Origin of the sequence: Erythrobacter sp. CCH5-A1, assembly GCF_001557115.1 — a bacterium.
Classification (GTDB): domain Bacteria; phylum Pseudomonadota; class Alphaproteobacteria; order Sphingomonadales; family Sphingomonadaceae; genus Erythrobacter.
Genome location: NZ_LSKQ01000203.1, coordinates 1 through 25,324, shown reverse-complemented (window position 1 = coordinate 25,324; position 25,324 = coordinate 1). Strand labels below are relative to the sequence as shown.

23 protein-coding genes are annotated in these 25,324 nt (G+C 68.0%); 12 read left to right on the top strand and 11 right to left on the bottom strand.

What is annotated here, in order from left to right; translation table 11 throughout:
- Positions 1 to 11 precede the first annotated feature (11 nt).
- Genes AX708_RS12395 through AX708_RS12385 form a run of 3 tightly spaced genes read left to right on the top strand, consistent with a single transcriptional unit; the run spans position 12 to position 3,000 of the window.
- On the top strand, positions 12 to 920 hold the full coding sequence (locus tag AX708_RS12395; protein ID WP_066531163.1) for a haloalkane dehalogenase: 909 nt from the start codon (positions 12 to 14) through the stop codon (positions 918 to 920).
- Entirely contained in the window at positions 917 to 1,330 is a 414-nt protein-coding gene (locus tag AX708_RS12390) for a DUF1330 domain-containing protein (protein WP_066531161.1), read from the top strand. Before AX708_RS12395 ends, AX708_RS12390 begins: the two co-directional genes overlap by 4 nt.
- Positions 1,327 to 3,000 carry a sulfatase-like hydrolase/transferase gene (locus AX708_RS12385; RefSeq protein ID WP_066531159.1) on the top strand — a complete coding sequence of 558 codons (1,674 nt, stop codon included), beginning with the start codon at positions 1,327 to 1,329 and terminating at the stop codon, positions 2,998 to 3,000. The genes AX708_RS12390 and AX708_RS12385 overlap by 4 nt, the downstream gene beginning before the upstream one ends.
- 9 nt (positions 3,001 to 3,009) lie before the next feature.
- Here AX708_RS12385 and AX708_RS12380 read toward each other — a convergent pair whose 3' ends face one another.
- On the bottom strand, positions 3,010 to 3,291 hold the full coding sequence (locus AX708_RS12380; RefSeq protein WP_066531323.1) for a DUF427 domain-containing protein: 282 nt from the start codon (positions 3,289 to 3,291) through the stop codon (positions 3,010 to 3,012).
- Positions 3,292 to 3,503: 212 nt separating this feature from the next.
- Between AX708_RS12380 and AX708_RS12375 the strand changes: the two genes are divergently transcribed.
- Positions 3,504 to 4,367 carry an AraC family transcriptional regulator gene (locus tag AX708_RS12375; RefSeq protein ID WP_066531156.1) on the top strand — a complete coding sequence of 288 codons (864 nt, stop codon included), beginning with the start codon at positions 3,504 to 3,506 and terminating at the stop codon, positions 4,365 to 4,367.
- Positions 4,368 to 4,388: 21 nt separating this feature from the next.
- Here the strand turns inward: AX708_RS12375 and AX708_RS12370 are convergent, their stop codons facing one another.
- From AX708_RS12370 to AX708_RS12360, 3 genes are all read right to left on the bottom strand, one after another.
- A complete protein-coding gene (locus tag AX708_RS12370; protein WP_066531154.1) occupies positions 4,389 to 5,360 on the bottom strand; it encodes a hypothetical protein in 972 nt (323 codons plus the stop codon).
- A gap of 192 nt (positions 5,361 to 5,552) precedes the next feature.
- A complete protein-coding gene (locus tag AX708_RS12365) occupies positions 5,553 to 6,482 on the bottom strand; it encodes an AraC family transcriptional regulator (protein ID WP_066531152.1) in 930 nt (309 codons plus the stop codon).
- 175 nt (positions 6,483 to 6,657) lie between these two features.
- Complete coding sequence (locus tag AX708_RS12360; RefSeq protein WP_067490172.1) at positions 6,658 to 7,017, bottom strand: hypothetical protein; 360 nt, start codon at positions 7,015 to 7,017, stop codon at positions 6,658 to 6,660.
- A gap of 230 nt (positions 7,018 to 7,247) precedes the next feature.
- On the opposite strand from AX708_RS12360, the gene AX708_RS12355 reads away from it, so the two are divergent.
- The 8 genes from AX708_RS12355 (at position 7,248) to AX708_RS12320 (ending at position 19,183) form a co-directional block, all read left to right on the top strand.
- The gene (locus AX708_RS12355; RefSeq protein ID WP_066531147.1) at positions 7,248 to 7,469 is read left to right on the top strand and encodes a hypothetical protein; all 222 of its coding nucleotides are present in this window, start codon (positions 7,248 to 7,250) and stop codon (positions 7,467 to 7,469) included.
- Positions 7,466 to 8,452, top strand: a complete 987-nt coding sequence (locus tag AX708_RS12350; protein ID WP_066531143.1) for a hypothetical protein — start codon at positions 7,466 to 7,468, stop codon at positions 8,450 to 8,452. The genes AX708_RS12355 and AX708_RS12350 overlap by 4 nt, the downstream gene beginning before the upstream one ends.
- 174 nt (positions 8,453 to 8,626) lie before the next feature.
- On the top strand, positions 8,627 to 10,810 hold the full coding sequence (locus AX708_RS12345; RefSeq protein ID WP_066531142.1) for a TonB-dependent receptor: 2,184 nt from the start codon (positions 8,627 to 8,629) through the stop codon (positions 10,808 to 10,810).
- A 120-nt stretch (positions 10,811 to 10,930) separates the two neighbouring features.
- A complete protein-coding gene (locus tag AX708_RS12340) occupies positions 10,931 to 11,839 on the top strand; it encodes a helix-turn-helix domain-containing protein (protein ID WP_066531140.1) in 909 nt (302 codons plus the stop codon).
- 108 nt (positions 11,840 to 11,947) lie between these two features.
- Positions 11,948 to 12,460 carry an RNA polymerase sigma factor gene (locus AX708_RS12335; RefSeq protein ID WP_066531138.1) on the top strand — a complete coding sequence of 171 codons (513 nt, stop codon included), beginning with the start codon at positions 11,948 to 11,950 and terminating at the stop codon, positions 12,458 to 12,460.
- Positions 12,461 to 12,506: 46 nt separating this feature from the next.
- Positions 12,507 to 13,442, top strand: coding sequence for a FecR domain-containing protein (locus AX708_RS12330; protein ID WP_066531137.1), 936 nt, complete (start codon positions 12,507 to 12,509; stop codon positions 13,440 to 13,442).
- A gap of 8 nt (positions 13,443 to 13,450) precedes the next feature.
- Entirely contained in the window at positions 13,451 to 15,958 is a 2,508-nt protein-coding gene (locus AX708_RS12325) for a TonB-dependent receptor (protein ID WP_066531135.1), read from the top strand.
- A gap of 72 nt (positions 15,959 to 16,030) precedes the next feature.
- A complete protein-coding gene (locus AX708_RS12320) occupies positions 16,031 to 19,183 on the top strand; it encodes an autotransporter outer membrane beta-barrel domain-containing protein (RefSeq protein ID WP_197426173.1) in 3,153 nt (1,050 codons plus the stop codon).
- Positions 19,184 to 19,239: 56 nt separating this feature from the next.
- On the opposite strand, the gene AX708_RS12315 is transcribed toward AX708_RS12320, so the two are convergent.
- The 7 genes from AX708_RS12315 to AX708_RS12285 all read right to left on the bottom strand — a co-directional run.
- Positions 19,240 to 19,566 (bottom strand): hypothetical protein, encoded by a 327-nt coding sequence (locus AX708_RS12315; RefSeq protein WP_066531130.1) that lies wholly within the window; start codon positions 19,564 to 19,566, stop codon positions 19,240 to 19,242.
- Positions 19,563 to 20,771: a molybdopterin-dependent oxidoreductase gene (locus AX708_RS12310; RefSeq protein ID WP_066531129.1), complete on the bottom strand. Its 1,209-nt coding sequence runs from the start codon at positions 20,769 to 20,771 to the stop codon at positions 19,563 to 19,565. Before AX708_RS12310 ends, AX708_RS12315 begins: the two co-directional genes overlap by 4 nt.
- Positions 20,768 to 21,391: a 3,4-dihydroxy-2-butanone-4-phosphate synthase gene (locus AX708_RS12305; RefSeq protein WP_066531126.1), complete on the bottom strand. Its 624-nt coding sequence runs from the start codon at positions 21,389 to 21,391 to the stop codon at positions 20,768 to 20,770. The genes AX708_RS12310 and AX708_RS12305 overlap by 4 nt, the downstream gene beginning before the upstream one ends.
- The gene (locus AX708_RS12300) at positions 21,388 to 21,963 is read right to left on the bottom strand and encodes an NADPH-dependent FMN reductase (RefSeq protein ID WP_066531124.1); all 576 of its coding nucleotides are present in this window, start codon (positions 21,961 to 21,963) and stop codon (positions 21,388 to 21,390) included. Before AX708_RS12300 ends, AX708_RS12305 begins: the two co-directional genes overlap by 4 nt.
- Complete coding sequence (locus AX708_RS12295; RefSeq protein ID WP_082745642.1) at positions 21,960 to 23,450, bottom strand: glycerol-3-phosphate dehydrogenase; 1,491 nt, start codon at positions 23,448 to 23,450, stop codon at positions 21,960 to 21,962. Before AX708_RS12295 ends, AX708_RS12300 begins: the two co-directional genes overlap by 4 nt.
- Positions 23,450 to 24,538: a YeiH family protein gene (locus AX708_RS12290; RefSeq protein WP_066531123.1), complete on the bottom strand. Its 1,089-nt coding sequence runs from the start codon at positions 24,536 to 24,538 to the stop codon at positions 23,450 to 23,452. The genes AX708_RS12295 and AX708_RS12290 overlap by 1 nt, the downstream gene beginning before the upstream one ends.
- A gap of 91 nt (positions 24,539 to 24,629) precedes the next feature.
- On the bottom strand, positions 24,630 to 25,324 hold a 695-nt coding region (locus AX708_RS12285), incomplete at its 5' end, for an MFS transporter (protein ID WP_156454572.1).

Below are 25,324 nucleotides of genomic sequence, written 5' to 3'. Positions count from 1 at the left end.
AGAGTTAGACAGTGAAGGTCCTGCGCACGCCGGATGAGGCGTTCTCCGCCATCGCGGACTTCCCTTTCGCGCCCCACTTCGCCGAGGTGCGCGACCCGGCGAGCGGCACATCCTTGCGTATCCACTACATCGACGAAGGCCCCCGCGACGCGCCGGCCGTGCTGATGATGCACGGCGAGCCAACCTGGTGCTATCTCTACCGCCATATGATCGGGCCCGTTGTCGCGGCAGGATACCGCGTCCTCGCCCCCGATCTCGTCGGCTTCGGCAAGTCCGACAAGCCCGCTGAAAAGTCGGACTACTCCTACGCCGCTCACGTCAGGTGGATGCGCCAATGGCTCGAGGGGCTGGGCCTCAGGGACATCACGCTCGCGTGCCAGGACTGGGGCTCGCTGATCGGGCTGAGGCTGGTCGCCGCAATGCCGGAGCGGTTCCGCGCGGTGGCGCTCTCCAACGGCGGCCTGCCCGAAGGCGGTCCGGCGCCGCGCGCCTTCGCGATCTGGCGGGCCTTTTCGAAATACAGCCCGCTCTTCCCGATCGGCAAGATCATCGCCAAGGGCACCAAGCGGCCGCTCTCGCCGGAAGAGATCGCCGCCTACGACGCCCCCTTCCCCGATGCGCGCTACAAGGCGGGCGCGCGTATTTTCCCGAGCTTCGTGCCCTTCGAGGGCAACCCCGCCGTGCCCGACCAGAAGGAAGCGTGGAAGGTGCTCGACCAATGGGACAAGCCGTTCCTCTGCGCCTTTTCCGATGGCGACCCGATCACCCGCACCGGCGAGACGCGCTTCATCGGCCGTGTCCCCGGCACGGCGGGGCAGGCGCACCGCACCCTCACGGGCGGGCACTTCATTCAGGAGGACGACCCGCAGGGCTTCGTTGCCGCCATTCTCGATGTCGCCGCCAAGGGAGGCCAGTCATGATCGTCACCAATGCGCAGCACCCCAAGCCCGAACAGGCGATGGCCTTCTTCGCCGCCGATGACGGTGCGCCGATGTGCATGGTCAACCTCCTCAAGTTCAAGGACAAGGCGACCTATGCCGACGGCTCGGAGCCCGAACTGTCGGGGCGCGAGGCCTATGCCCGCTATGCTGCCGGCGTGCAGGCCTGCCTTGCCGCGGTCGGCGGCAAGGTGTGCTTCAGCGGGGCGGTGACGGGGCTCCTGCTCGGCGAGGTCGAGGAGCTGTGGGACATGGTGGCGATCGCCGAATATCCGTCGCGCAAGGCGATGATGGCGATGGTGCAATCGCCCGAATACCAGGCGATCACCAAGCACCGCGAGGCGGGGCTGGCGGGCCAGCTCAATATCTGCACGCGGGCGAGCCTCGGATGAAACGCTGGCACAAGGCGCTGCTGGGCACGCTCGGCGGGCTGGCACTGGCGGCGGGCGGCGCTTGGATGTTCCGCACCGACATCGCGCTCGCGCTCGTGCGCTGGCGCAGCAGTTCGCAGCCGGTCGCGCCCAACCGCCCCGTGCCGTGGCAGCAGGGGCCAGCGCAGGCGGCGCAGAGGCCGTCCGAGCGCCCGCCCAACATCGTCTTCATCCTGTTCGACGATCTGGGGATGAACGACCTCTCGACCTTCGGCGGCGGGGTGGCGGGCGGCAAGGTCAAGACCCCCAATATCGACAAGCTCGCCGCCGAGGGCGCGATCTTCACCCAGGCCTATGCGGGCAATGCCACCTGCTCGCCCAGCCGCGCGCAGCTGATGACCGGGCGCTATGCGACCCGCACCGGGTTCGAGTTCACGCCGACGCCCGCGGGCTTCCCGCGGATCGTGCCGATGGTCTGGAACCAGATGCACCCGGACCGCCCGCCGATCCTCACCAACGATGAGGCCGAGGCCAGCGCCCCGCCCTTCGAGGAGCAGGGCCTGCCGCCCGAGGAAGTGACCGTCGCCGAGGTGCTCAAGACGCGCGGCTATCACACGGTGCATATCGGCAAGTGGCACCTCGGCAATGCGCCCAAGTTCCTTCCCAAGGCGCAAGGGTTCGACGAGAGCCTCAACATGGACGGGCTGCTGCATCTGCCCGAGGACGATCCCAACGTCGTCAACGCCCATGTCGATTTCGATCCGATCGACCGCTTCCTGTGGGCCTCGGCGCATTACGCCACCAGCTACAATGGCGGCGAAAAGTTCGCGCCGGGCGGTTATCTCGCCGATTACTGGACCGACGAGAGCCTCAAGGTGATCGAGGCGAACCGCAACCGGCCTTTCTTCCTCTATCTGGCCCAATGGGGGGTGCATTCGCCGCTCCAGGCCACGCGAGCGGATTACGAGGCGGTGGGCGATATCGGCGGTCCGGAGCGCCTCAGGGTCTATGCGGCGATGATCCGCGCGCTGGATCGCAGCGTGGGGCGGATCATGGCGAAGCTCGAGGAACAGGGGCTGGCCGAGAACACTTTGGTGGTGATCTCCTCCGACAACGGCGCGCCCGGCTATGTCGGCCTGCAAGGCCTCAATGCGCCGTTCCGCGGCGGCAAGGGGAGCTTCTTCGAGGGCGGTATCCGCGTGCCGCTGCTGGCACGCTGGCCGGCGCAGGTCGCGGCCGGATCGCGGATTGCGCTCCCCGTCGGCCAGGTCGATCTGATGCCGACCTTCGCCGCGGTCGCGGGCGCGTCGCTACCGGGGGACGTGATGATCGACGGGCGCAACCTGCTTGCCGCGCTGACCGGCAATGGCCCCGCGCTCGACCCGCAGGCCCCGCTGTTCTGGTCCAGCGGCTATTACAAGGCCGTGCGCACGGGTGATTGGAAGCTGCAAGTGAATGGCAAGCAGGGCAAGGTTTGGCTCTACAACCTCGCTGCCGATCCGACCGAGAAGGTCAACCTCGCCGATAGGGAGCCCGCAGTCCGCAAGCGGCTCTTGGCCGTGCTTGCTGCACACGAGCGCGGCCGTAAGCCGCCGCTCTATGCCAGCACCTTCGAGACGCCGGTCTCGATCGACAAGACGCTGGCCGAGCCTTACCGCAAGGGCGATGAATTCATCTACTGGCCGAACTAGGCCGGGGTGCTAACCGACCTCGACACCCTTCCAGAAGGCGATCCGGTCCCTGATCTCGGCTGCGGCGGGGAGCGGTTCGGGGTAGTACCAGGCCGCATCGGGGTTGGTTTTGCCATCCACCACCAGCGAATGGTAGGAAGCCGTGCCCTTCCACGGGCAGCGCGTTTGCGTGCTGCTGGGCGCAAGGTAGGCGGTATTGACGTGTCCGCGCGGGAAATAGTGGTTGCCTTCGACCACCACGGTCTCGTCACTCTCGGCGATGACCGCGCCGTTCCATTTCGCCTTGACCATGCCGTGCAGCTCCTGCCTTTGCCCGCCCGGGGGCGTCGCGCCGAGCATAGCAGGTTCTGCATCTCAATGGGGGAAAACTGCGCGGTCGCGCGGATTTCAGACAAACCGCGATTGCTGCAAAGCACAACCGCCGATGGACAAGCGGCCCGCCATCCTGTCTAACCTCGGGCGGCATGGTCCACGTCGATCCCCCTCTTGCCCAACCGGGCATCTTGCACCCGCTCGCCTGGCGCGACTGGGCGACGCCTTCGCGCAGCATTTCGAGCGCGCCCCGGCAGATCCGCGGCGCGATCGTCCAGCGCTGGGAGAAGAGCGCGCGACGCATGGTGCAGCCGCCGCTCGATCACCACTACCTCGTCGTCCATATGGGCGGGCCCAAGCGCATCACCCGTCGCCGTCGCACCGAAACGCTGGTGCGCGAGACCCAGGACAGGGCGCTCTCGGCCATAGAGGCGGGCAGTTCCTACAGCTGGCTGACCGAAGGGCCGATCGCTTTCGGGCACATCTATCTCGAACCCGGCTTCTACGCGCAGACTATTGCTGAGCAGTTCGAATGCGATCCCGGCAAGGTCCAGCTCCACGAGACTTTCGGCGAGTTCGACCCGCTCCTGAGCCGCCTGCTGACAGCGCTGGTGCGCGCCTCGGAAAGCGACGATCTGGCGCTGATGGAGCAGGAATGCCAGCTCGAAGCAGCGCTGCACCGCTTGTTCGAACGCCAGTCCGCCAGCTCGGCGAAGGACAACAAGATCATCATCTCGCCCGCCAGCGTGGTGCGGGTCCGCGATTACATCGGCGCCAATCTGCGCGAGCCGATCGCGCTCGATGACCTGGCGGGGCTGGCCGGATACAGCCGCTTCCACTTCGCCCGGGGTTTCCGCGCGGCGACGGGCCTTCCGCCCTATGCCTATATCCTGCGCGCGCGGATCGCGCTGGCGTGCCGGCTGCTTGACGAGGCGCGCCTGCCTGTCAACGCGGTCGGCGATGCGGCGGGCTTCGCCTCGCATCCGCAATTTGCCAGCCGCTTCCGCCAGCTGACGGGGATTTCCCCCAGCGCCTATCGCAAGATCATGCGCTGAGGGAAATCGGGTGAGGCAGGCCTAGAAGCCCTGCACCAGCTGAACGGTGAAGCCTTCGTTGAAGAAGCTGGAGGAGTTGGCCAGCGGTATCTCGATCCCTGCCAGCAGGAACAGGTTCCCGCCCAGATGGGTGCGCACACCCGGCGTCACCGAGACGAACGTCGGACCGTTGCTGAACTCGCGCCAGGTGCTTGCCACATACCAGGTGAGATCGCCGATCGGGGCCTTGTCGTGGTCGGTCACGGTCTGGCCGATCGCGGCGTTGAGGATGAAGCTTTCGGGCACGCCGCTGTCGGGGAACTCATAGGCGACCCGACCGCGGAACGAGAACCCGCCGCCCACATCGGTGAACAGGTTCAGCTGCGGTTGCGCGGCGAAGATTTCGTTGCCGAAGCTCGACGATCCGGTGGGCAGACGCCAGCCGATCCCGGCGTTAAGGGAGACATTGCGCTTTTCGACCAGCATCAGCTGGGTGTTGAGCGTGATGTCACCAAAGTCCGACGAACCGCCGAGATCCTGATAGAACGGCACCTCAAGCCCGGCCCACAGGCGGCGGGTAAAGGGGTAGTGCAGCCGCGCAAGACCCTGATGGAAGTCGGTGCCGTCGCCATCGACATAGGTGTAGGCGAGGTGGGCTTCGCGGGTGAAGAAGCCGTCCGCGGTGCCGAGCCAGCCTTGGCGCGGTGCCCCGCTGTCGCCATTGGGGACGGGCACCCACTTGCCGAAGAGCTCCTTGCCGAAGGGTTCGGAGCCGAGCGGGGTCCAGCCGCCCAGGTCCTCGTCGTCCTGTGCCGCCGCCGCTGCTGCTGCGGCGTCCATCGTGGCAGCATCGGCCGCAGCCGCGGCACTGGTGGTGGTCAGCATGATCGGCGCGCGCGGGGTGGGCGCGGCTTCGACAGACTCGTTTTCTGCGGCAAGCGCCGGGGCGGAGGCCATCCCGCAGGCCGACCCGACGGCGAGCAAGAGGTTGATACGGGGGATGATGCGCGACATTGAACATGGCTCCTTGCTTTGGTGAGGGGAGCTATCCATGCGCTCGGCAAGGCGGGCCTTCTTTTCAGAAGGCGAGCGCTTTTTCGAGAATGCGCGCCGTCTTGCAATCCGTGCAAACGTGCTGTCAGCGCTGTGTCATTGAAGACACAGCACTGACAGTAAATCTCTGATAGAAAGAGGGAATTCGTGTGCCTAGGCGCGCACGGCGCGGCGGTAACGGCCGGGCGAGATGCCCACTTCGCGGCTGAAGGCGGCGGTGAAATGCGCCTGGTTGGCAAAGCCGCATTCTAGCGCCAGCTCGGCCAGCGGCATGGCGTTGTCGGCCAGCAGCTGCCGGGCCCGTTCGAGCCGCCGCGCGCGCAGGAAATGGTAGGGCGTCTCGCCCGTCGCCAGTTTGAAAACGCGCAGGAAGTGGTTAGCCGAAAGCCCCGCCGCTTGTGCCAGATCGTCGAGCCCAATGCTCTCCTGCAGGTTCGCCTCGATGAATTCGATTACCCGCTTGAGCTTGGGCGGGGAGAGATAGATCCGCTCGGTCGGCTCGGCTGCGGGCAGGGCGTCATTGCTGACCAGCAGACCGGCGATGGCGCGCAGCAGCCCGTCGATCATCAGCCTTGAGCCGAGGCTTGGGCGGCGCAGCTCGCTTTCGATGAGGCCAAGGAGATGCGCGACCCGTGGCAGGTGCCGTCCGACGATCGGGGCGAGGGCATCCGCGCCCTTGCCCTCGCTTTCCAGCAGCGAGGCAATCACTCCGGGACGGAAATAGAGCGCGAAGGAGCCGGCCTGGCCGTCGAACTGGAAGCGGCTGTCGGCGCCCGCCGGCAGGAAGACGCACAGATCACGGTGCAGCGGCAGGGACTTGTGCGTCCCGCAGAAGTCTATCCCGAAGGTGCCCGATCCGTTGCGATTGACAAGCAGCGCGTCCCAATCCTCGGCCTCCGGCGCATCGGCCACGATCTCGACCGTGCCGCGCGCCAGAGTGCGGTGGTGGCGCATCGCGAACACGGGCAGCGAGCCCGTGTCGAAGATGGTGAGATCGGGCTGGTCCGACCAGTGAATGTGGCGGAGAAAGCCGGGTTCGTTGCCTGTCCCGATGTGAAAACTCGGTTCTCCGCCCGCCGCCATGATCGTGCTCCAAACGCTATCGATGCAAAGTGTCCGATCCCTGAGACAGTGCAATCATACGTCTGGATGTGACACATTGACAGGTAACGGGGCAGCCGAAGTGAGAAAAGCGCAAGATATCGAAACTCCCCTCGCGCGGTTAGATGGATTAGCCACTTGTTGGAAATTCCGAGACTTACTGGAGAATACCGGCGTCGTAATCGTCCATTCTCAAAGACATGGCCGGCCGGATGTCGACAGTCGCCAGCCCCGCTGCCACCAGAGGAAGTTCCGAGATGGCGGCACGCATTTCGTCGGGCGACTGGATGCACAGCAATGTCAGCTCGTCCCGGTCCGTACTTGCCAGGGCAAGGACGAAGCGGCCCATTCTCGCCCAGTCGAGCAGGGCGTCATACTCGGCGCTGCGGTAGAAAGTAACCTCGTCCGTGCCCGCCGCCGGCGCGATCCGCAAGGTGACGAGCGTGATCGCCATGTTCGGCGCGAGCAGTCCGCTGGGGCGCCCGGAAAACCACTCGATCCACCTCAGCCAGGGCATAGTCGCGGGCTACCTTTCGCACTCGGCTTAATCCCGTCCCGGTTGGGGCGGCTTTCGAAATCTTGCGCCCGGCCGTCCGTGATTGCGACATACCCTCCTGTCAATCTTCGATGACAGCGAGAAACCGAAAAACGCGGGCCATCGCGAAAGAAGCTGCGGGAGGCAAAGCGCATCAATGCTCTTGCGGCGATCGGCAGGCGCCAGTTCCTGCCGGACACAAGGAGCAAGTGATGCGCAAGTTCAGAAACGCGATGATGGCGGCGGGGGCCGTGCTGGCCCTGGGTCTGCCGTCGATCGGACATGCCGACGTCGTCGTGCGCGGCAAGGAAGGCAAGCCGCTGGACGAAGTCCGCGAGGCACCGGCCTCGATCGCCAACGACCTCAAGACGATCGTTGCCCAGCCTTCGCCTTCAGAGGTCAATCCGTCCTTTTTGGGTCCGGTGTTGCGATGAAGTCGGCGCATATCGATCTTGAGAAGGGCACCGCCACCCTGCCGCTGCGCAGGGGTCAGCTGCCCAACGGTACGCCGGTGTGGTTCATCATCACCGATTCCACCGACGAGAACATCTCGGACCTCCAGGGCCTCGCCTATTCGCCCAAGCTCGCCTTCGCGCTGACCGGCAAGGCAACCCGCCGCGCCCGGATCGAGAACAACGGCACCTTCACCTTCGCGGCCGGAAGCGTCGACTTCAAGCCCGCGCTCAGCGTTACACCGGGGCCGGCCAATGCGCCTTTCCCGCCCAAGGCCTTCCAACCCGGCTCGGTCGGCGATGCCGACTACACCCCGCTGGTCTATGTCGAGAACTCGGCCAAGTCGATCATCTACAACGCCCCCGTCGTCAGCCAGGCGAGCGAGGCGGAATTGAACGCGATGTGCGCGGGCAAGGTCGATTACACCAAGGTCCACGACAAGGTCGCCGCGATCTGCCCGCGCGACGGGACGGTGACGATCAAGATGACCTTGGGCTTCACCTTCGACAAGCCGATCATGTACCTTTCGACCGAAGCCAACGATCCGCTCGTCGCCAGCCTCGAGAACGCGACCTTCACCCCTGCGATGAAGGACATGCCCTTCGCGCTCGAGGACGCCTCGCCCGGCGAGAGCGCGGAGCGCATCGTGGTGGTGGTCAACGGCCCAACCGGCAAGGACAATCCGCACCGCCAGGGCCTCGTCAGCGCGCTGTCGGGCGAAGGCGGTCCGCTCAACGTGCTAGGCGGCATCCCGACCATCAACCTCGACTATTCGCCGATGTGGCGTCTGTTCCCGGCGGTATGGACCGACGAGGCGATCCAGAAGGGCTATCGCTATCGCATCACCAGCGCGCTGCAGATGGCCGAGATGGCGCACCGCGGCTACATCAAGAGCCTCGACGGCGGCGAGTTCCGTGCGGTCGGCTTCATCGTCAACTGTCCGGTGGTCTACCGCATCAACTGAGGGGGGAGGGTCTCTCCAGTCCCCACGGGTCATGCAAAGGTCCCAGTGACGCCCCCTCCAGCATGACCCCAACTTCGCGCCGGGAAGGAAAGCACACCCCTTCCCGGCGCGATCCTTTTTCTCGCGATCGCCTCTGAGCACGGCAAGCTCGGGCCTAGCAATCTGGAACCTGCCATGCGCCCGAACCACGTCACCTATGCTCTCGCCCTCGGATGGGGGGGCGTGGCGCTCGCTTCGTCGGCCTCGGCGCAGAACCTTGCGCAGGCAGAGGAGGCAGACCCGCCGGTCATGATGGATGACGGCGAGGCACCCCCTGACGATGCGATGGAACTCATGTCCATGCTCGACGGAGAGGATGCGATGGACGCCGGTGCCCCGGGCGCGGAGATGATCACCGAGATCATCGTCACCGGCACCCGCCGCCGCGCGCGCGTCACCGCGCCGGTCTCGGGTGCGGTGCTTTCGGGTGACGATCTGGCCCGCGCCTCGCGGGCCACATTGGGGGAGACGCTGGCGAGCCTGCCCGGGGTCTCCTCCACCGCCTTCGGTCCCGGCGTCTCGCGCCCGGTGCTGCGCGGGCTGCAGGGCGAGCGCACGCGGCTGCTGGTGGACGGCATCCAGAGCCTCGATGTTTCCAACACCAGCCCCGATCACGCGGTCGCGATCAACCCCCTGGTCGCCGAGCGGATCGAGGTGCTGCGCGGGCCTTCGGCGCTGCTATACGGCTCAGGCCTTGTGGGGGGCGTGGTCAACACCAAGGTTGCGCGGGTGCCCGACCGGCTTCCCTCGGCCGCGATCACCGGCCGCGCATCAGCCAGCTACGGGTCGGCCTCTGACGAGGTTGTGCTGGGCGCCGCGCTTGACGGCGGCGGCGGCAAGCTCGCCTGGCACCTCGATGGGCATTGGCTCGACACCGGCGGCCTCGATGTCGGCGGCTTCGTGCTTTCGCCCGACCAACGCCGCCTCGCGCAGGCCTCGTCCGACGCCGACATCCGGGCGCTTGCAAGCCTTGCGGGGCGGTTACCGAACAGCGCGGCGCAGACCTGGGACATCGCGGGTGGGGCGTCCTTCGTGCTTGACGATGCCCATTTCGGCCTCGCGGTCACCCAATCGGAAAGCCGCTACGGCCTGCCCACCCGCTTCTCCTTCGATCCGGCCGCTCCCGTGCCCAACACCCTGATCGATCTGCAGCAGACCCGGGTAGACTTTGCTTCCGAGATCGGGCTCAACGGAGACTGGGTCGAGGCGCTGCGTTTCCGCTTCGGCTGGGCGGACTATTCCCACGACGAGGTGCTCGACACGGGCGAGCTTTCTGCGACCTTCCTCAATCAGGCTTTCGAGGGGCGCGCAGAAGTGGTCGGTGCCCAGCGCGGCATCTGGCGGGCGACCGCGGGGGTGCAGTTCGTCAGTCGAGACTTCAGCGTGCTCGCCGAAGCGCCGCTGCTGCCGCCCACGCAGACCAGCCAGTTCGCCGTGTTTTCAAGCCATGAATTCAACCTCGCCCCGGTGCGGATCGAGGCCGCGCTGCGCTGGGAAACGACCGCGATTGCGGCGCGCCGTGACCTCGTGCTCAACAACGTCGCTGAAGATCGCGACTTTTCGGGACTCTCGGGCTCGCTCGGGGCAAGTTACACTGCTGCACCGGGATTGGTGATCGCGGGCAGTGGCTTCTTTTCGCGCCGCGCGCCTGTCGTCGAGGAGCTCTACACTCAGGGAACCGATCCGGGCACGCAGGGGGTGCTGCTCGGCAATCCCGATTTGCCGCAGGAAACAGCGTGGGGCTTCGAAGGCGTGCTGCGCGGCTTCAGCGCGAAGTGGAGCCTTGAGGCGTCGGCCTATTACAACCGCTTTCCCGACTACATCTACACCGCCGACACCGGCGCTGTGCAGGACGGCCTGCCGGTATTCCGCTTCCTTGCCAGCGAGGCGGAGTATTACGGCTTCGAGGTGCAGGGCAAAGCCGACCTGGTCGTTCTCGGAAGCGTCACCATCGGGGTCGACGCGCTGATGGATTACACCCGCGCCACGCTGGCGGACGGCACCCCGGTGCCGCGCATCCCGCCGTTGCGGGTGCTGGGCGGCGTGAGCGCGCGGGCCTTGGCCTTCGATGCACGGATCGAGGTCGAATGGGCCGACCGGATGGAGCGGACGGGCGACTTCGAGACCCCAACCGAGGGCTTTGTGCTGGCCAATGCGAGCCTCGACTGGCGGCCTTTCGCCGATCGCCCCGACCTCACCATCGGGATCGCCGCCAACAACATTTTTGACGACACCGTGCGCCGCCACGCCAGCTTCCTGAAGGACTTTGCCCCCAACGCCGGGCGCGACATCAGGTTGCGGGCGCGGGTCGCCTTCTGAGCGTTGCCGAGCGATGTAGCGAATGCTACGAAAACGCAAGAATTCGAAAACCCCGCGCCGCGGCTTCGGGCAGATTGCGCGGCGGGAAAGGTCAGGCGGGACGAACAGCGGGAGGGGGCGATGACCGCAGCCGGTCAGGTGCAGCACACGCATACGGGCTACCAGGCGATCGATGTCGTCGCCTACCGGCACGCGCCCGCATCCCTGTCGCTCGCCGCTGCCCCGCGCGACGTGATGCTCTACCGCATCGTCGACTACGGCCCTTCGCGCGTCACCAGCGCCGACCGGCCGGCGGACGATAACGAGCTGCTGTTGCTTACCCGCGGATCGGGCCGCCCGGCCTATGGTTGCATGGCCGGCCACCGCTACACTGTTGCCCCCAACCGCGAGCTGCGCGCCAGCTTTGTGCCGAGCGGGGCGGATTCGCAGATCGAATTCGGCACCTCGGCCAAGAGCGTCAATCTGGTCTTCCCCAAGGGCTTTCTGGCCAGTCTGATCGAGGACCGCGCTGGCCACGCCTCGGCACCGCTGCTGTTCACCGACAACCCCGCGCTGATCGGCCTCATCAGTCTGATCGAGCTCGAGATGTTCCGCCCCGGCCTTGCCACCGACCTCGTCGCCGAACAGGCGATGCGCTCGATGGCGCTGATCCTGTCAGGCATCGATCCCAACGGCTTCATCGCCGAAAGCGACCGGATCAGCCTGCCGCCCGTGCGATTGCGGCGGGTGGTCGATTTCATCGAAGCGAATCTGGAACAGCCGCTGGCGCTCGACCTGCTGGCGCATGTCGCCGGGCTTTCGGTGTTCCACTTCGCGCGGGTGTTCCGGCAGGCGACGGGCTTCAGCCCCTACCGCTTTGTCAGCGAGCGGCGGCTGCTGCGCGCCCAGCGCCTTCTTATGTCGCCCGAGATGTCGGTACAGGACATTGCCTTGGCCTGCGGCTTTCCGCGCCATGCCAATTTCAGCGCCGCCTTCACCCGCGCGCGCGGCATGTCGCCGAGCGCCTTTCGCGCATACTTCGCGCTTTAGGCGGCCTGCGGCGGGCAAGCGCCAGAGCATTCCCGTTCGGGCCGCGTTCATGCTAGGGGCCGACAAGCACTTGCCCCCGCCTGCCCCGAAACACCGAACGATCCGCCCATGTCCGCCACCGCTCCTCTCGAAGAGGCCTATCTCGCGCACCGCGAGCGGCTGCTGCGCTTCCTGCGCGCACGCGGCGGCGGTGAGGCGGCGGAGGATCTGTTGCAGGAGTTGTGGCTGCGCCTTGCGGCTGCGCCCGATCCGGCGGCAGCATCCGGGCTCGGCTACATGATGCGCGCCGCCGACCGACTGATGATCGACCGGTACCGCTCGGAGCGTCAGGCGGCTTTGCGCGAAAAGGCCTGGGCCGAGGCGCAGCCCGGCGTGGCCGTAGGCATCGCGCCGGTCCCTGGTCCCGAGCGCGAAATCGCCGCGCGGCAGGAGGTGGCGCGGATCGAACGGGTGCTTGCCGGGCTGGGCCCGCGCGCCGCGGCGATTCTGCGTCGCCACCGCATCGACGGCTTCACCCAGCGCGAGGTCGCCGCCGAATTCGGCGTCAGCCTCAGCACGGTCGAAAGCGATCTGCGCCGCGCCTATGCAGCGATCCTCGCGGTTCGGGAGGGGGAGGAATGAGGCAAATGGCGTCCGGCTCCGTCTTGCAGGCAGGAGAACCTGTCCGATGACCACCGACCCGACGATCCGCGATGCTGCTCTCGCCTGGGCGATGGCGACCCGCGCGCCCGATTTTGCGGACTGGGACGGCTTTGCCGCCTGGCTTGAGGCGGACCCTGCGCACGCGGCGACCTATGACGCCGTGCAATATGCGCTGGAAGAGGCGGATGCGGTGCTGGCGGCGCTGCCCGAGCCCGCTCCTGCGTCCGAGCCCGAACCGGTCGCCGCCAACGACAACCCGCCCGGATGGTTCGCCGGGCGGCGCGCGTGGCTTGGCGGCGCGATCGCGGCCTCGCTGGTGGCGGCGCTGACTTCGGTGCTCTGGATGGCGCCGGGAAGCGAGAAGCTCTACCGCACCGCGCCGGGCGAGACGCGGCTGATCGCGCTGGGCGATGGCAGCACGGTGGAACTCGCCGGTGGCAGCGCGCTTGCGCTCGAAGGACCGCGCGCGGCGCGGCTCGAGGCGGGTCAGGCGCTGTTCACCATCCGCCACGACGCCGCCGATCCCTTCGTCCTCGTCGCGGGCGGGGAGCGGCTGGTGGACGCGGGGACGGTGTTCGACGTCCGGCTCGCTGGCGAGACACTCGACGTCGCCGTGGCCGAGGGCGCGGTGATCGTCGACCCGCAAGGGCAGGCGATCCGCCTCGATCCGGGCGAGCGGGCGGTGCGGCGCGACGGGCGCTTCCGCCTTGCTGATGTCGATGGCGCGGCCGTCGGTGAATGGCGCCGCGGGCGGATCAGCTTCGAGGCCGCGAGCCTCGCCGAGATCGCCGCAGAACTCACCCGCGCGACCGGCACGCGCTTCACCAGCACTGACACCGCCACGCGCCTGTCGGGCAGCATCGCGGTGGATGCGGTGCGTGCCGATCCGCAGGCCCTCGGGCCGCTGCTGGCAGTGCAGGTCACGCGCGCGGGCGATAGCTGGGCCATCGCCGCAAGGTAGCGCGCGCGATGAGACCGCTTGCCCCTCTCGTTGCTGTTGCAACCCTCGCCGCGGCATCGCCGCTGGCGGCGCGCAGTGTCGAGTTGGCGATCCCGGCGGGGACGGTCTCCGAGGTCGCGATCGCGCTGGCGCGGGCAACGGGAACGAGCATCGTCATCGCCGATCCGGCCTTGGGGCGCAGGACTGTTGCCGGGATCAGGGGGCGGATGGACGCCGACAGCGCGGTCAAGCGGTTGGCGCGGGCGGGCGGCATGAAGGCCGTGCGGGTAGGGCCGGGCGCATGGCGGCTGGTCGCCGCCCCGCGCAGTGCGCCGCTGCTGGCCCGCCCGCGTCCGGCACATCCCAAGGCAGAGGCGCGGCCCGTGCCCTCTCCCGAACCGCCAGGCGAGGGCCCCCCGATCATCGTCACCGCCTCCAAGCGCGACCTGACTTTTGCCGAGGTGCCGGGGCAGGTCACCCTGCTCGATGGCGCGCGGCTCGAAGCGGGCGGGGTTGGGGGCACCGAGAAGATCATGCAGCGCGCGGCCACGGTCAGCTCGACCTATCTCGGCAGCGGGCGCAACAAGCTGTTCATCCGCGGCATCGCGGATTCGAGCTTCACGGGCCCGACGCAGGCGACCGTCGGCCAGTATTTCGGCGACCTGCGCCTCTCCTACAACGCCCCCGATCCCGACCTTCGCCTGTCCGACATGGAGCGGGTCGAGATCCTCGAAGGGCCGCAGGGGACGCTTTATGGTGCAGGCTCGCTGGGCGGGATCATCCGCCTCGTCCCTCGCGCCCCCGAACCCGGCGAGACCAGTCTCGCCGTCTCGGGCGGGGCGAGCGCGACCATGCGGGGGGAGCCCGGCGGCGATGCCCATGCGACGATGAACCTCCCGCTCGCGGGCGAGACCGCGACGCTCAGGCTCAACCTCGATGCGGCGAGCCTCGGTGGCTATATCGACAAGCCCGCGATCGGTCGGCGCGACGTCAACCGCACCGCGATCCTGTCGGGCCGCGCGGCGCTGCGTGTGGACTTCGCACCCGATTGGCAGGCGGACGTGATCCTGCTCGGGCAAGACACCCGCGCGGACGACAGCCAATATGCCGACCGCGCTGGTCGCAAACTCGAAAGCTCGGCGGCGGTGACCGAGGGTTCTGCGGCGCAATACGGGCAGGCGCAGCTGGTGGTGAGCGGGCGGATCGGCGCGGTGCGCATTAGGTCCTCGACCGGGATCGGCGCGCAGGACCTGACCGAACGCTACGATGCGACCGCTCCCGGCGGCCCGGCGCGGCTGTTCCGTCAGCGCAACCAGATGCGCATGATCGCCAACGAGACGCGGCTGTGGCAGTCCGTGAGCGAGACGGGCTTCGGCTGGGTGCTGGGCACCAGCATCATCGACAACCGCAACACCGTCACCCGCAGGCTCGGCGATATCGAGGCCGCGCGTGCAGTGGCGGGGGTCGCGGCTGGGGACGACGCGCCCGCGCTGATCGCCGCGCTGCCGACCAGCACCGGCGTGCGCAACACCGTGTTCGAGATCACCGGCTATGGCGAGGCGAGCTACCGCATCGCGCCCCGGCTGACGCTCGCTGCGGGCCTGCGCGTCACCAATGTCGAACTCGGCGGGGCGGGTGAGGACGTCCTGCCCGCCTTTGCCCTCGCCGCATCGGCCCGCGCCATCACCGCCAAGCGGCGCGAGACCGCATACCTGCCCTCGGCCTCGGCGCTGCTCGACATTGGCGAGAAGGGCCGCGCCTACCTGCGTTATCAGGAGGGCTTCCGCCCCGGGGGCCTTGCCGTGGACGGCGATTTCGTGCGCCAGTTCCGCTCGGACCACGCGCGCACGGTGGAACTGGGCGGCGGGTGGGGCGAGCCCGGGCGCGGGGATTTCGACATTGCGGCGAGCGTCTCCTACACCCGCTGGCGCGACATTCAGGCCGATTTCATTGACGTGGGCGGGCTGCCGTCGACCGCCAATATCGGCAATGGCGATCTGTGGGCGGCAAGCGTTTCGGGAAGCGTGCGGCTTGCCCCCGGCCTTCGCGCCGAGGCCGGAGCGACTCTCAATGACAGCAAGGTCGACGAGCCGGTGTTCTTCGCCCCTACCTCCCTGTCGCTGGCAGGCTTCGATATCGTCGCGCCTGCCGGGGCCGACGCAGGCGCGCGCTTCCTTGCCGCCCCGCGCCTCACCCGCATTCCCAACATCGCGCGCTTTTCGGGACGGGCGGGGCTGCAATGGCGGCGCGACTTCGCCAACGGCACCGCGCTCTCGGCCGATGGCTGGGTGAGCTATGTCGGCACATCGCGGCTGGGGATCGGGCCGGAGCTGGGTGATTTGCAGGGCGATTATCTCGACAGCGGGGTGATTATCCGCTGGGGGCGCGAGAACGTGGGACTAACGCTGACAGTCACCAATATCGCGGGCGAGGAAGGCAACCGCTTCGCGCTCGGCACGCCGTTTGCCACGGGTCGCGCGCAGATCACCCCGCTGCAGCCGCGCACCATCCGGATCGGTTTCGACGCGGCTTTCTGAATTTTTTTGCCCCGCAGCCAAGGTGCTGCCGTGCGGGCTCCGTCTCCTGTTCGAAAGACCAGGAGGACCCCCTTGATCAACCCCCGTTTGCTTTTTGCCGGAACTGCGCTCGCCACCATCGTCACGCCGTTTCTGGCCTCGAAGCTTTCCGCGCAGACCGTAATCAACACCGCGCGCACCACGCCGGTGGTCACCTCAACGGTGAACGGCGGCCAGCCCGCCGATGTGCGCATCGAAACCGCAGGCTCGGTCACCGTCACCAGCGGCACGGCGGTGACGGTCGACAGCAACAATTCTGTGACCAACGCGGGCACCATCACGATCAGCAATGCCGACAATGCGACCGGCATTCTGGTGACGGGCGCGCGCACCGCCAACATCACCAATTCGGGCACGATCACCATCGACGAGACCTACACGCCCACCGACACCGACAATGACGGCGATCTCGACGGGCTGTTCGCGCTCGGCACCGGGCGCACCGCGATCCGCATCGATGGCCCGCTGACCGGCAATCTCGTCCACACCGGGACGATCGTGGTCGAGGGCAACAATTCGGCCGGTATACGGGTGAACGCGCCGATCACCGGCACGGTCACCATCGAGGGCAAGACCACCGTCACCGGCAACAACACGCTGGGCGTGGGGCTGGCGGGCGCATCGGGCAATGTCCGGCTGGCGGGAGAGATCACCGTGCGCGGCAGCGGTGCGCAAGGCGCGGTGCTGAGCGGCGACTATGGCAGCGCGCTGCGCGTCCAGAGCGCGATCACCGTGACCGGCTACCGCAACACCACCTTGCCCGCCGACACCTCCAAGCTCGATGCCGACGACCTGCTGCAAGGCGGCAGCGCGCTGGTGATCGAGGGCAACGTGGCGCGCGGCATCATCTTCGAGATCGCCCCGCCCGATGCCGTCGCCTCCGACAATGACGAGGACAAGGACGGGATCGAGGACGCCAAGGAAGGCACGACCCGCATCCTCGCCTATGGCGCGGCGCCGGCGGTGCAGATCGGCGGCGCGGCGGACATTGCCATCGGCGCGACGCAGGGGACCGCGAACCAATTCGGCATCGTGATGGCCGGGACGATCCTCGGCGACGGGGTCTATCAGGGCATCAACGGCACCGGCATGAGGATCGGCGGGCGCGGCGGGGCGGTGACCATCGCCAACGGCATCCAGATCAACGGCCAGATCGGCGGTGCCTCGCGCGGCGGCAATGCGACCGCGCTTGAGCTGGCCGCGGGCACGACCACGCCGGCCTTGAACAATGCCGGCACAATCGCCGCCACCGTCAGCGGCACCACCGGCACCGGGACGGCGACCGGCGTGCTGGTCGGGCAGAACGCCAGCCTGCCGACCTTGCGCAATTCGCGCAACATCACCGCCACCACCATCAAGGACGGCACCGCCTTTGCGATCCGCGACCTTTCCGGCACGCTCGGCCTGATCGAGAACAGCGGTGCGATTGCCGCGAGCGGGGCCGAGGCCGGATCGACCCGCAATGTCGCGATCGACCTCTCGGCGCGCAACGGTGACAGCATCGTGCGCCAGACCGTCGTCGCTGCCGGCGTCACCGCGCCGACCATCACCGGCGACATCCGCTTCGGCAGCGGCTCGGACCTGCTCGAGCTCGCCGACGGGGGTTTTGCGGGCAATGTGAGCTTTGGCGCGGGCACCAACCGGCTGGTCATGAGCGGCGACGCGGTCATGGTCGGCAATGCCGATTTCGGCGGCGGCGAGGGGATTTTCAGCCTCGCGGGCACCTCGGCCTTCTCGGGCAAGCTTCTCAATTCGCAGAACGTCGCCGTTACCCTCGGCGCCGGTACACTGGTCTTGAACGGGCCGACCAGCATCGCCAGCCTCGATGTCGGCGCGAACGGCGTGATCGGCGCGACGCTCGGCGGGGCGGCGGGCACCAGCACCGCGATCACCGTCAGCGGCGGGGCGAACTTCGGCACCGGCTCCAAGATCCGCGTCCGGCTCGCCGACATCAACACGGCGGTCGGCACCTACACTGTCATCTCGGCCGGAAGCCTGACCGGGGCGAGCAATCTCACGGCCGATTCCGCGCTGGTGCCCTTCCTCTACAAGGCGGCGCTGGCGGTGAGCGGCAACACCATCAACGTCGCGATCAGCCGCAAGGCGACCAGCGATCTGGGCCTCAATGCCTCCGAAGCGGCCGCCTTCGATCCGCTGTTCGCTGCGCTTTCCAAGGACACCAAGGTCGCCGACCTGTTCCTCGGCATCAATACGGCCGACGTCTTCCAGGCCTATGTCGCCCAGACCCTCCCCGACCACGCGGGCGGCAGCTTCGAGGGCCTCAGCCAGGGCCTGCGCGCCTTTGACCGGCATTTCATGGATCCCAACTCTCCCTTCGATCAGGAGGGCAAGTTCCGGATCATCGCCGATTTTGCCAACTGGAACGTCGAGAAGGACCGCGGCCAGTCCGCCGCTTTCGACCTTTCCGGTCTCGGCTTCCGCGGCGGGGCGGAGTACCTTACGTCAGTGGGCGCTTTCGGGGTGACCGGCAGCTGGCTGTGGAACAAGCACAAGAACGGCCCCTTCGACAATTCCGTGCTGTCCGACAGCTACGAGGCCGGCGCGCACTGGCGGGGCAAGTTCGGACCCGTGATCGCTTTTGCCCGCGTCGGTGCGGGCAAGGCCGACTTCTCGGGCAGCCGGGTGTTTGCCGGCTCGGGCACCAACGCTGCCAATTACACCATCTCCCGTGACTGGAAGGGCGACTTCGTCACCGCGACCGGCGGCGCATCGATCGAGGGCGGCAGCCAGTTCTTCTTCTTCCGCCCCTCGGTGGTGATTGATTACCTGCGCCTGAAGGAAGACGGCTACACCGAAACCGGCGGCGGCAACGCGCTCAATCTCACGGTCGAGGGCCGGGCGAGCAAGGAAGTCGGCATCAACGGCGCGGTTGCCGTCGGCGCCGACCTGTTCGGGATGCAGTCGCGCGACCGCGGCTGGCTGCGCATCGAGGGCGAAGGCGGCTGGCGCGAGCTGCTGACCAGCGACCTTGGCGCGACCGTTGCGCGCTACAACACCGGCCAGCAGTTCACCCTCACCCCCGAAGGGCGCGACAGCGGCTGGTTCGCGCGGGCGCGGGCGCTGGGCGGGGACGGCAGCTACAAGATCGCCGGCGAGGTCGGGCTGGAAGAGCAGTTCGGCAACATCGGCTACTCCTTGCGCGCATCCATCCGCATCGGCTGGTGATGCGCGCGGGTGCCGGCCGGCCCAGCCCCCCAGCGCGTCCGGCCGGCACCCAATCTCTAACGGTTGGCCTCGGGCTGGCTCTGCAGGTGCACCATGTAGTCGACGATCTCCGGCACTGCGGCATCGTCAATCGGGGCCTTGTAGAGCTTCTTCATCTTGCCCACGATCGACTCCCACTTCTTTCGCGGCACTCTGGGCTGCTGGAGCATGGTCGAGGGCGAGTGGCATGCGGTGCAATTTGCGATCACCGCATCGCGTCCGGGGCCGTCGGGCAGGTCGACCGGATCGTCGGGCAGGGTGACGCTCGCGTCCTTGAAGACGACCTCGGGTGCGCGGTCGCAGGCGGTGAGGGCCAGCGCGAGGATGAGGGCGGCGGCTCTCATTGCGCCCTCAGGGTGATGCGTTCGATGACATTGCGGGCATAGCCGGAAGGGTTCCAGACCAGCGTCTCGGGCTGCACCGCGCCGTTCACGTTCCTCGCCCTGACGCCAAGGTTTTCGAAGTCGCCTGCCACTTGCGGCAGGCTCACCGACCATCGGCGGAAGGCATAGGGGCCGTGTTCATCCGGGCCGAGGTCGCAGGGGATCGCCCAGCCCTTGCCGACAAGATCGACCCGCTCGAGCGCCGCATCGCCGCCCATGGCGATGCCCTCCAGCGTGAGCGGCTTGCCGAGTGCCACCGTGTCGCCATCGGCGTGGCTGGTGATGAAGCTGCGCGGCGGCATGGCGGTGATGGGGACGGTGGGGAAGTCCTTGCTCTCGGGGGTCACCGGGACGGCCGGCCAGCGGTAGGTTTCGGCAACGTAGTGGCTCTCGTCCTCGCCGGTCAGCACCTCGATGGTGGAGAGCATCTTGACCCAGTAGGTCGAGAACCAGCCGGGCACCACGATCCGCAGGGGGAAGCCGTGGAGGATCGGCAGGGGCTCGTCGTTCATCGCCCAGGCCACCAGCACATCGTCGCGCATCGCTGTGTCCATAGGGAGCGACTTGATGAACTGCGGCGCGCCCTCGGTTAAGGTCACATCGAGACCCGCGTAGCGCACCCTTTTGGCGCCCTCGGCGACCCCGCCGGCCTTGGCCAGCACGTCGCGCAAGCGCACCCCGGTCCACTTGGCGCAGCCCATCGCGCCGTTGCCCCACTGGGTGCCGGTGACGCGCGGCTCCGACAGGCCCCGGCCATTGCCGGCGCACTGGTTTATCGCAACGACCGAGACTGGCTCGCCCGCGCCCGCAATCTCCTCGAGGCTCAGCGACATGGGCTGCTTTACCGCCCCGCCAATCGCCACACGGTGATCGGCGGCCTTGACCTCGGTCGGCATCGGCCAGTTCCAGCGCACGAACATCCGATCATTGGGGGTGATCGTGCCCGTGGCGAAGGCGTCCATCGGGGTTTCGAGCAGCGGCGGGCGGATGCGCTGGACGATCATCTCGCCCTTGCCGGGGAAGTCCGGGGTGGTCGGACGCAGGCTCGGCCCGCCGGGCAGGCCGAGGTCGATCATTCCGCCGAGCTTCGCCAGCACCGGCGCGGCGAGCGCGACCGTGCCCGCACCCGCGATCAGCGCGCGGCGGGAGAGGCGCGGGGCGCTCATGCCTTCACCCCCTCCAGCCGTTCGATCAGTGCTGCGATGTCCGCCACTTCAAGGCCGTGCGCCACGATCAGATCGCCGATATCGTCGATCCGCGCCATTTCGCCATCGTCGCGCATGATCGAGCAGATCACCGCCGCATCGCCTGCACCCGCCAGACGCGCCAGATCGATCGAGGCCTCGCAGGCCGAGGCGCGCTCCAGCACGCCGCCGGGGCGCGCGATCAGCGGGAAGACGTGGCCGGGGGAATGGATGTGCGCCGAAGTCGCGCCCTCGGTGATGGCGACGCGAACGGTATGCGCGCGGTCGGCGGCGGAGATGCCGGTCGAGACGCCTTCCGCTGCCTCGATCGAGCGGGCGAAGGGCCGCCCGGTCTGGCGCGCGGTGCCGGGGTTGACCAGCGACAGCCCCAGCTGTTCGGCCCGCCCGGGCGTCACCGCGAGGCAGATGAGGCCCCGGCCATGTGTGGCCATGAAGTTGATCGCCTCGGGGGTGACGTGGCTGGCGGCAATCATCAGGTCGATGTCGCCGCCCCGCAGCCGGTCGCCCGCGATCACGACGATCCGCCCTGCGGCAATCGCCTCGAGCGCCGCATCAAGCCGGTTGTCGACTTGGGCGCTCATCGCGCAAGGTTCCTTCCGGCCGCAAAGCTCTTCGCGCCCAGCACCACCTGCTTGCCGACCAGCTCGATCTGCCCGCGCGCGCGCTCGTCGAGGCATTCGCCGTCGGGGGAGAACATGCCCTGATAGGTGCGGATCGTCGCGCCCATCGGGGTCGGCCAGCCGCGCAGGGCATGGGTGATCGCGCGCATGGTGAGCAGGGTGCTCATCGACGCCTGATCGCCGAAAGCCGTAGCGATCAGGCCCACCGCACGACCATCAAGATAGGGCCGCTCGTCACGTGCGAGATCTTCGAGGTAATCGAGCGCGTTCTTGACGACGCCCGAGATCGTTCCGTGATAGCCGGGGGCAGCGATCAGCAGGCCATCGGCCGCGCGCACCGCCTCCACCAGCTCCGCCCCCATTGCAGTGGTGTATCCGGGGCCGCGATAATGGGGGAGCGCCGCGCAATATTCGCCGCCGAAGACCGTCACCTCGGCCCCTTCGCCCGCCGCGATAGCCCCGGCGAGGCGCAGCGCCTGCTCGGTCGAGGAGCCGGGATTGACCGTGCCACCGAGGGCTACGATTCGGGTCATTGGGGGGTGATCCTTTCAGCGAGATAGGCGGCGAGGCGCGCGGTCTGTTCGGGGGTGAAATGCAGGCCCAGCTTGGTGCGGCGCCACAGGATGTCCTCGGCAGTGCGCGCCCATTCGTGTTGGGCAAGGTAATCGGCTTCGGCAGCGGTCAACCCGTGGCCGAAGTCCTCGCCAAGATCGGCGCGGGTCTTTGCCCCGCCCAGGAAACCGAAAGCCCGCGTGCCGTAGAGGCGGATCAGCCGTTCGGCCTCGCGCGGGGAGAGGAAGGGGTAGCGCTCGCCCAGCTCGGCGATCTTGGCGCCCGCCTCTGTCATGCCGAAATCGCCGCCGGGAAGGAACGCGCCGCCGGTCCAGTCCTTGGCCGAGAGCACAGGCAGGAAGGGGGCGAGCTGCTCGACCGCTTCGGCCGCCAAGTGCCGGTAGGTGGTGATCTTGCCGCCGAACACCGAAAGCAGCGGCGCGGTTCCATCCGCCCCGCCGTCGATCTCGAAGCGATAGCCGCGCGTTGCAGCCTCGGGCTTGCCCGAGCCGTCATCGACCAGCGGGCGCACCCCGGAATAGGTCCAGACGACATCGGCGGGGGTGACGGGGGTGCGGAAATATTCGGAGGCGCCTTCGCACAGATAGGCGATCTCTTCGGGGCTGGCCTTGACCTCGTCGAGCCCCGCCTTGTGGTCGACATCGGTGGTGCCGATCAGGGTGAAGTCGCGCTCGTAGGGTATGGCAAAGAAGATCCGCCCGTCGGGCAGCTGGAAGAAATAGGCATAGTCGTGGTCGAAGAGCTTCTTCACGACAATGTGCGAGCCGCGCACGAGGCGCATCCGCTGCGACGTCGGCTCGCCCGCGCGGCCGAGCAGGTCGAGGACGCGGGGGCCAGCGGCGTTGACCACGGCGCGGGCGTGGAAGGTTTCGCCGCCTGCCTCGATCCGCCAGAGGTCCCCCTCCCGGGCCAGCGCGGTCACTTCGCAGCGGGTGAGCACCTGCGCGCCGCGATCCGCCGCGTCGCGGGCGTTGAGGACGACCAGCCGCGCATCGTCCACCCAGCCATCCGAATAGGCGAAGGCGCGGGTGTATTCGGGCTTGAGCGGCGCTCCAGCTTCGTGGCGCGTCAGGTCGACACTCTCGGCCGCCGGAAGCCGCTTTCTCCCGCCGATATGGTCGTAAAGGAACAGCCCGAGCCGCAGCAGCCAGCGCGGGCGCAGGCCGGGGCGGTGGGGGAGGATGAAGCGCAGCGGCCAGATGATGTGCGGGGCGATGCCCCACAGCACCTCGCGCTCGGACAGGGCCTCGCGCACGAGGGCGAATTCGTAATGCTCGAGATATCTGAGCCCGCCGTGGATCAGCTTGGTGGAGTTCGACGAGGTGCCCTCCGCCAGATCCCCGCGTTCGAGCAGCAGCACCTTCGCGCCCCGGCCCGCCGCATCGCGCGCGATCCCGGCGCCGTTGACGCCGCCGCCGATCACCGCAAGGTCGAACACCTGCTCCATCAGATCACCCACTGCGCATAGGCGAGCGCCACCGCGAGGCTGGCGATGGTCGCCGCCAGCACCGGCATCACCGCCCGCCAGCCGAGGCCCAGCAGCAGATCGGTGCGGGTGCGCATCGCCGTTGCCGTAACCGCGAGCAGCAGCAAAGTCTTCGACAAAGTCAGCGCGTGGGCGGCGAGAGGGGCGGGCAGGGTGACGAGCGAGTTGACGCCCACCAGCGCGAGGAAGGCAAGGATGAAGCCCGGTAACACCGGCACCCGCGCTTTGCCGACGCCAGCGGGGAGCGGCTCGACCCGCGCGATCCACAGGGCCGCGAGCGTCACCAGCGGGGCGAGCAGCGCAACGCGGGTGAGTTTTACGACCGTCGCCTGTGCACCGGCTGCGTCGGACACAGCGAACCCAGCGCCGATCGCCTGCGCGACGTCATGGATCGAGGCACCGACGAGGAAGCCCGCCTGCGCGTCGGTGAAGCCCAGCATCGTGGTAAGCGGGGGGTAGGTGACGAGCGCGATGGCGCTCGCCGCAGCGAGGATCACGAGCGTGAGGGTGAAGAGCGCCTGATCGATCCGCTCGCGCCCGATCACGCCGTAAAGCGCGAGCGCTGCGGAAGCTCCGCAGATCGCGGTCGCTCCGCCTCCGAGCAGACCGATGGCGGGGCTCTGCCCGGTCGCGCGCGCGGCGGCGAGGGCGGCGACGAGGGCCGCGGCCATGACGAGCGCGAGGCCTGCGAAGGGGACGATGCCCATCGCCATCACCTGCATCGCGGTCACCTGGAAGCCGAGGAGCACGATTCCCGCGCGCAGCCCGTGGCGGCTGGCGGCGTCGAGCCCATCATGCGTGCGCGGATCGGCGGCGGCGAAGTTCACTGCAAGGCCGATGAGGAGGCCCGCAAGGATGATCGGCACCCCGTAATTCTGCGCCAGCCACGCCGCCGCCGCACCCGCGATGGCGCTGATCGCAAGGCCGGGGACGAAGCGCGAGAGCGGTTTGCGCTCGGGCTTCACCGCGGCGGTGCTGTCGGCGAGCATGATCTCGCCGAACAGGTCGCCCGCGTAAGCCTCGAAATCCGGGGTGGACCCGCGCTTCATTGCCCTGCTGTCCCGCCCTTCTGTCCTGCGCCCTGTCTTACGGTGTCACATCCTACCGCGCCGCCCCCCGCAATGCAACCGCGCGAGGGTGTCAGTCGAACAACTCGGCCTCGCTCACCGGGCGGCGAATCTCGGGGAGGAGCAGGTGGAACCACGCCAGCGCCACCAGATAGGAGGCGGCGGCAAAGGCGAAGAGCGGGCCGTAGCCGAGCCCCGCATCGAGAACGCGGCCCGCCACGAGGCTGATCGCCACCCCGCCCATATTGCCCATGAAGGCGCCGAAAGCCGTCACCCGCCCGACCTTCTCGCCCGGCACCACGTCGGTGATGGTCGAGAACAGCGAAAGCGAGAAGCCCTGATGCCCGGCCATCACCACCCCGATCATAACTGCGACCGGCCAGAAGCTGTCCAGCGCCAGCACCAGCGGTAGCGGCGCGACGATGAGCGCGCACACCAGCATCACGCCCTTCCTCACGCGGTTGGGGCTGAAGCCCGCCTCGAGCAGTCGTGTCGAAACCCACCCGGCGAGCAGCGCGCCGAGCCCCGATCCGGCAAAGGCGATCGCCAGCGGGACGGCCAGTTCCAGCGTCGAAAGGCCGAATTGCTTGCGGTAGTAATCGGCGAGCCAGAAGTTGATGAACCACCAGGTCATGTCGCTCAATGCCTTGGCGACCACGATCGCCCAGGTCTGGCGATTGGCGAGGATCGCGCCGTAAGGCGCGCCTCCTGCCCCGGCGGCAGTCGCCCCGGCGCCAGCGGCCGCATTCAGCCCCGCGACCCCGCGCG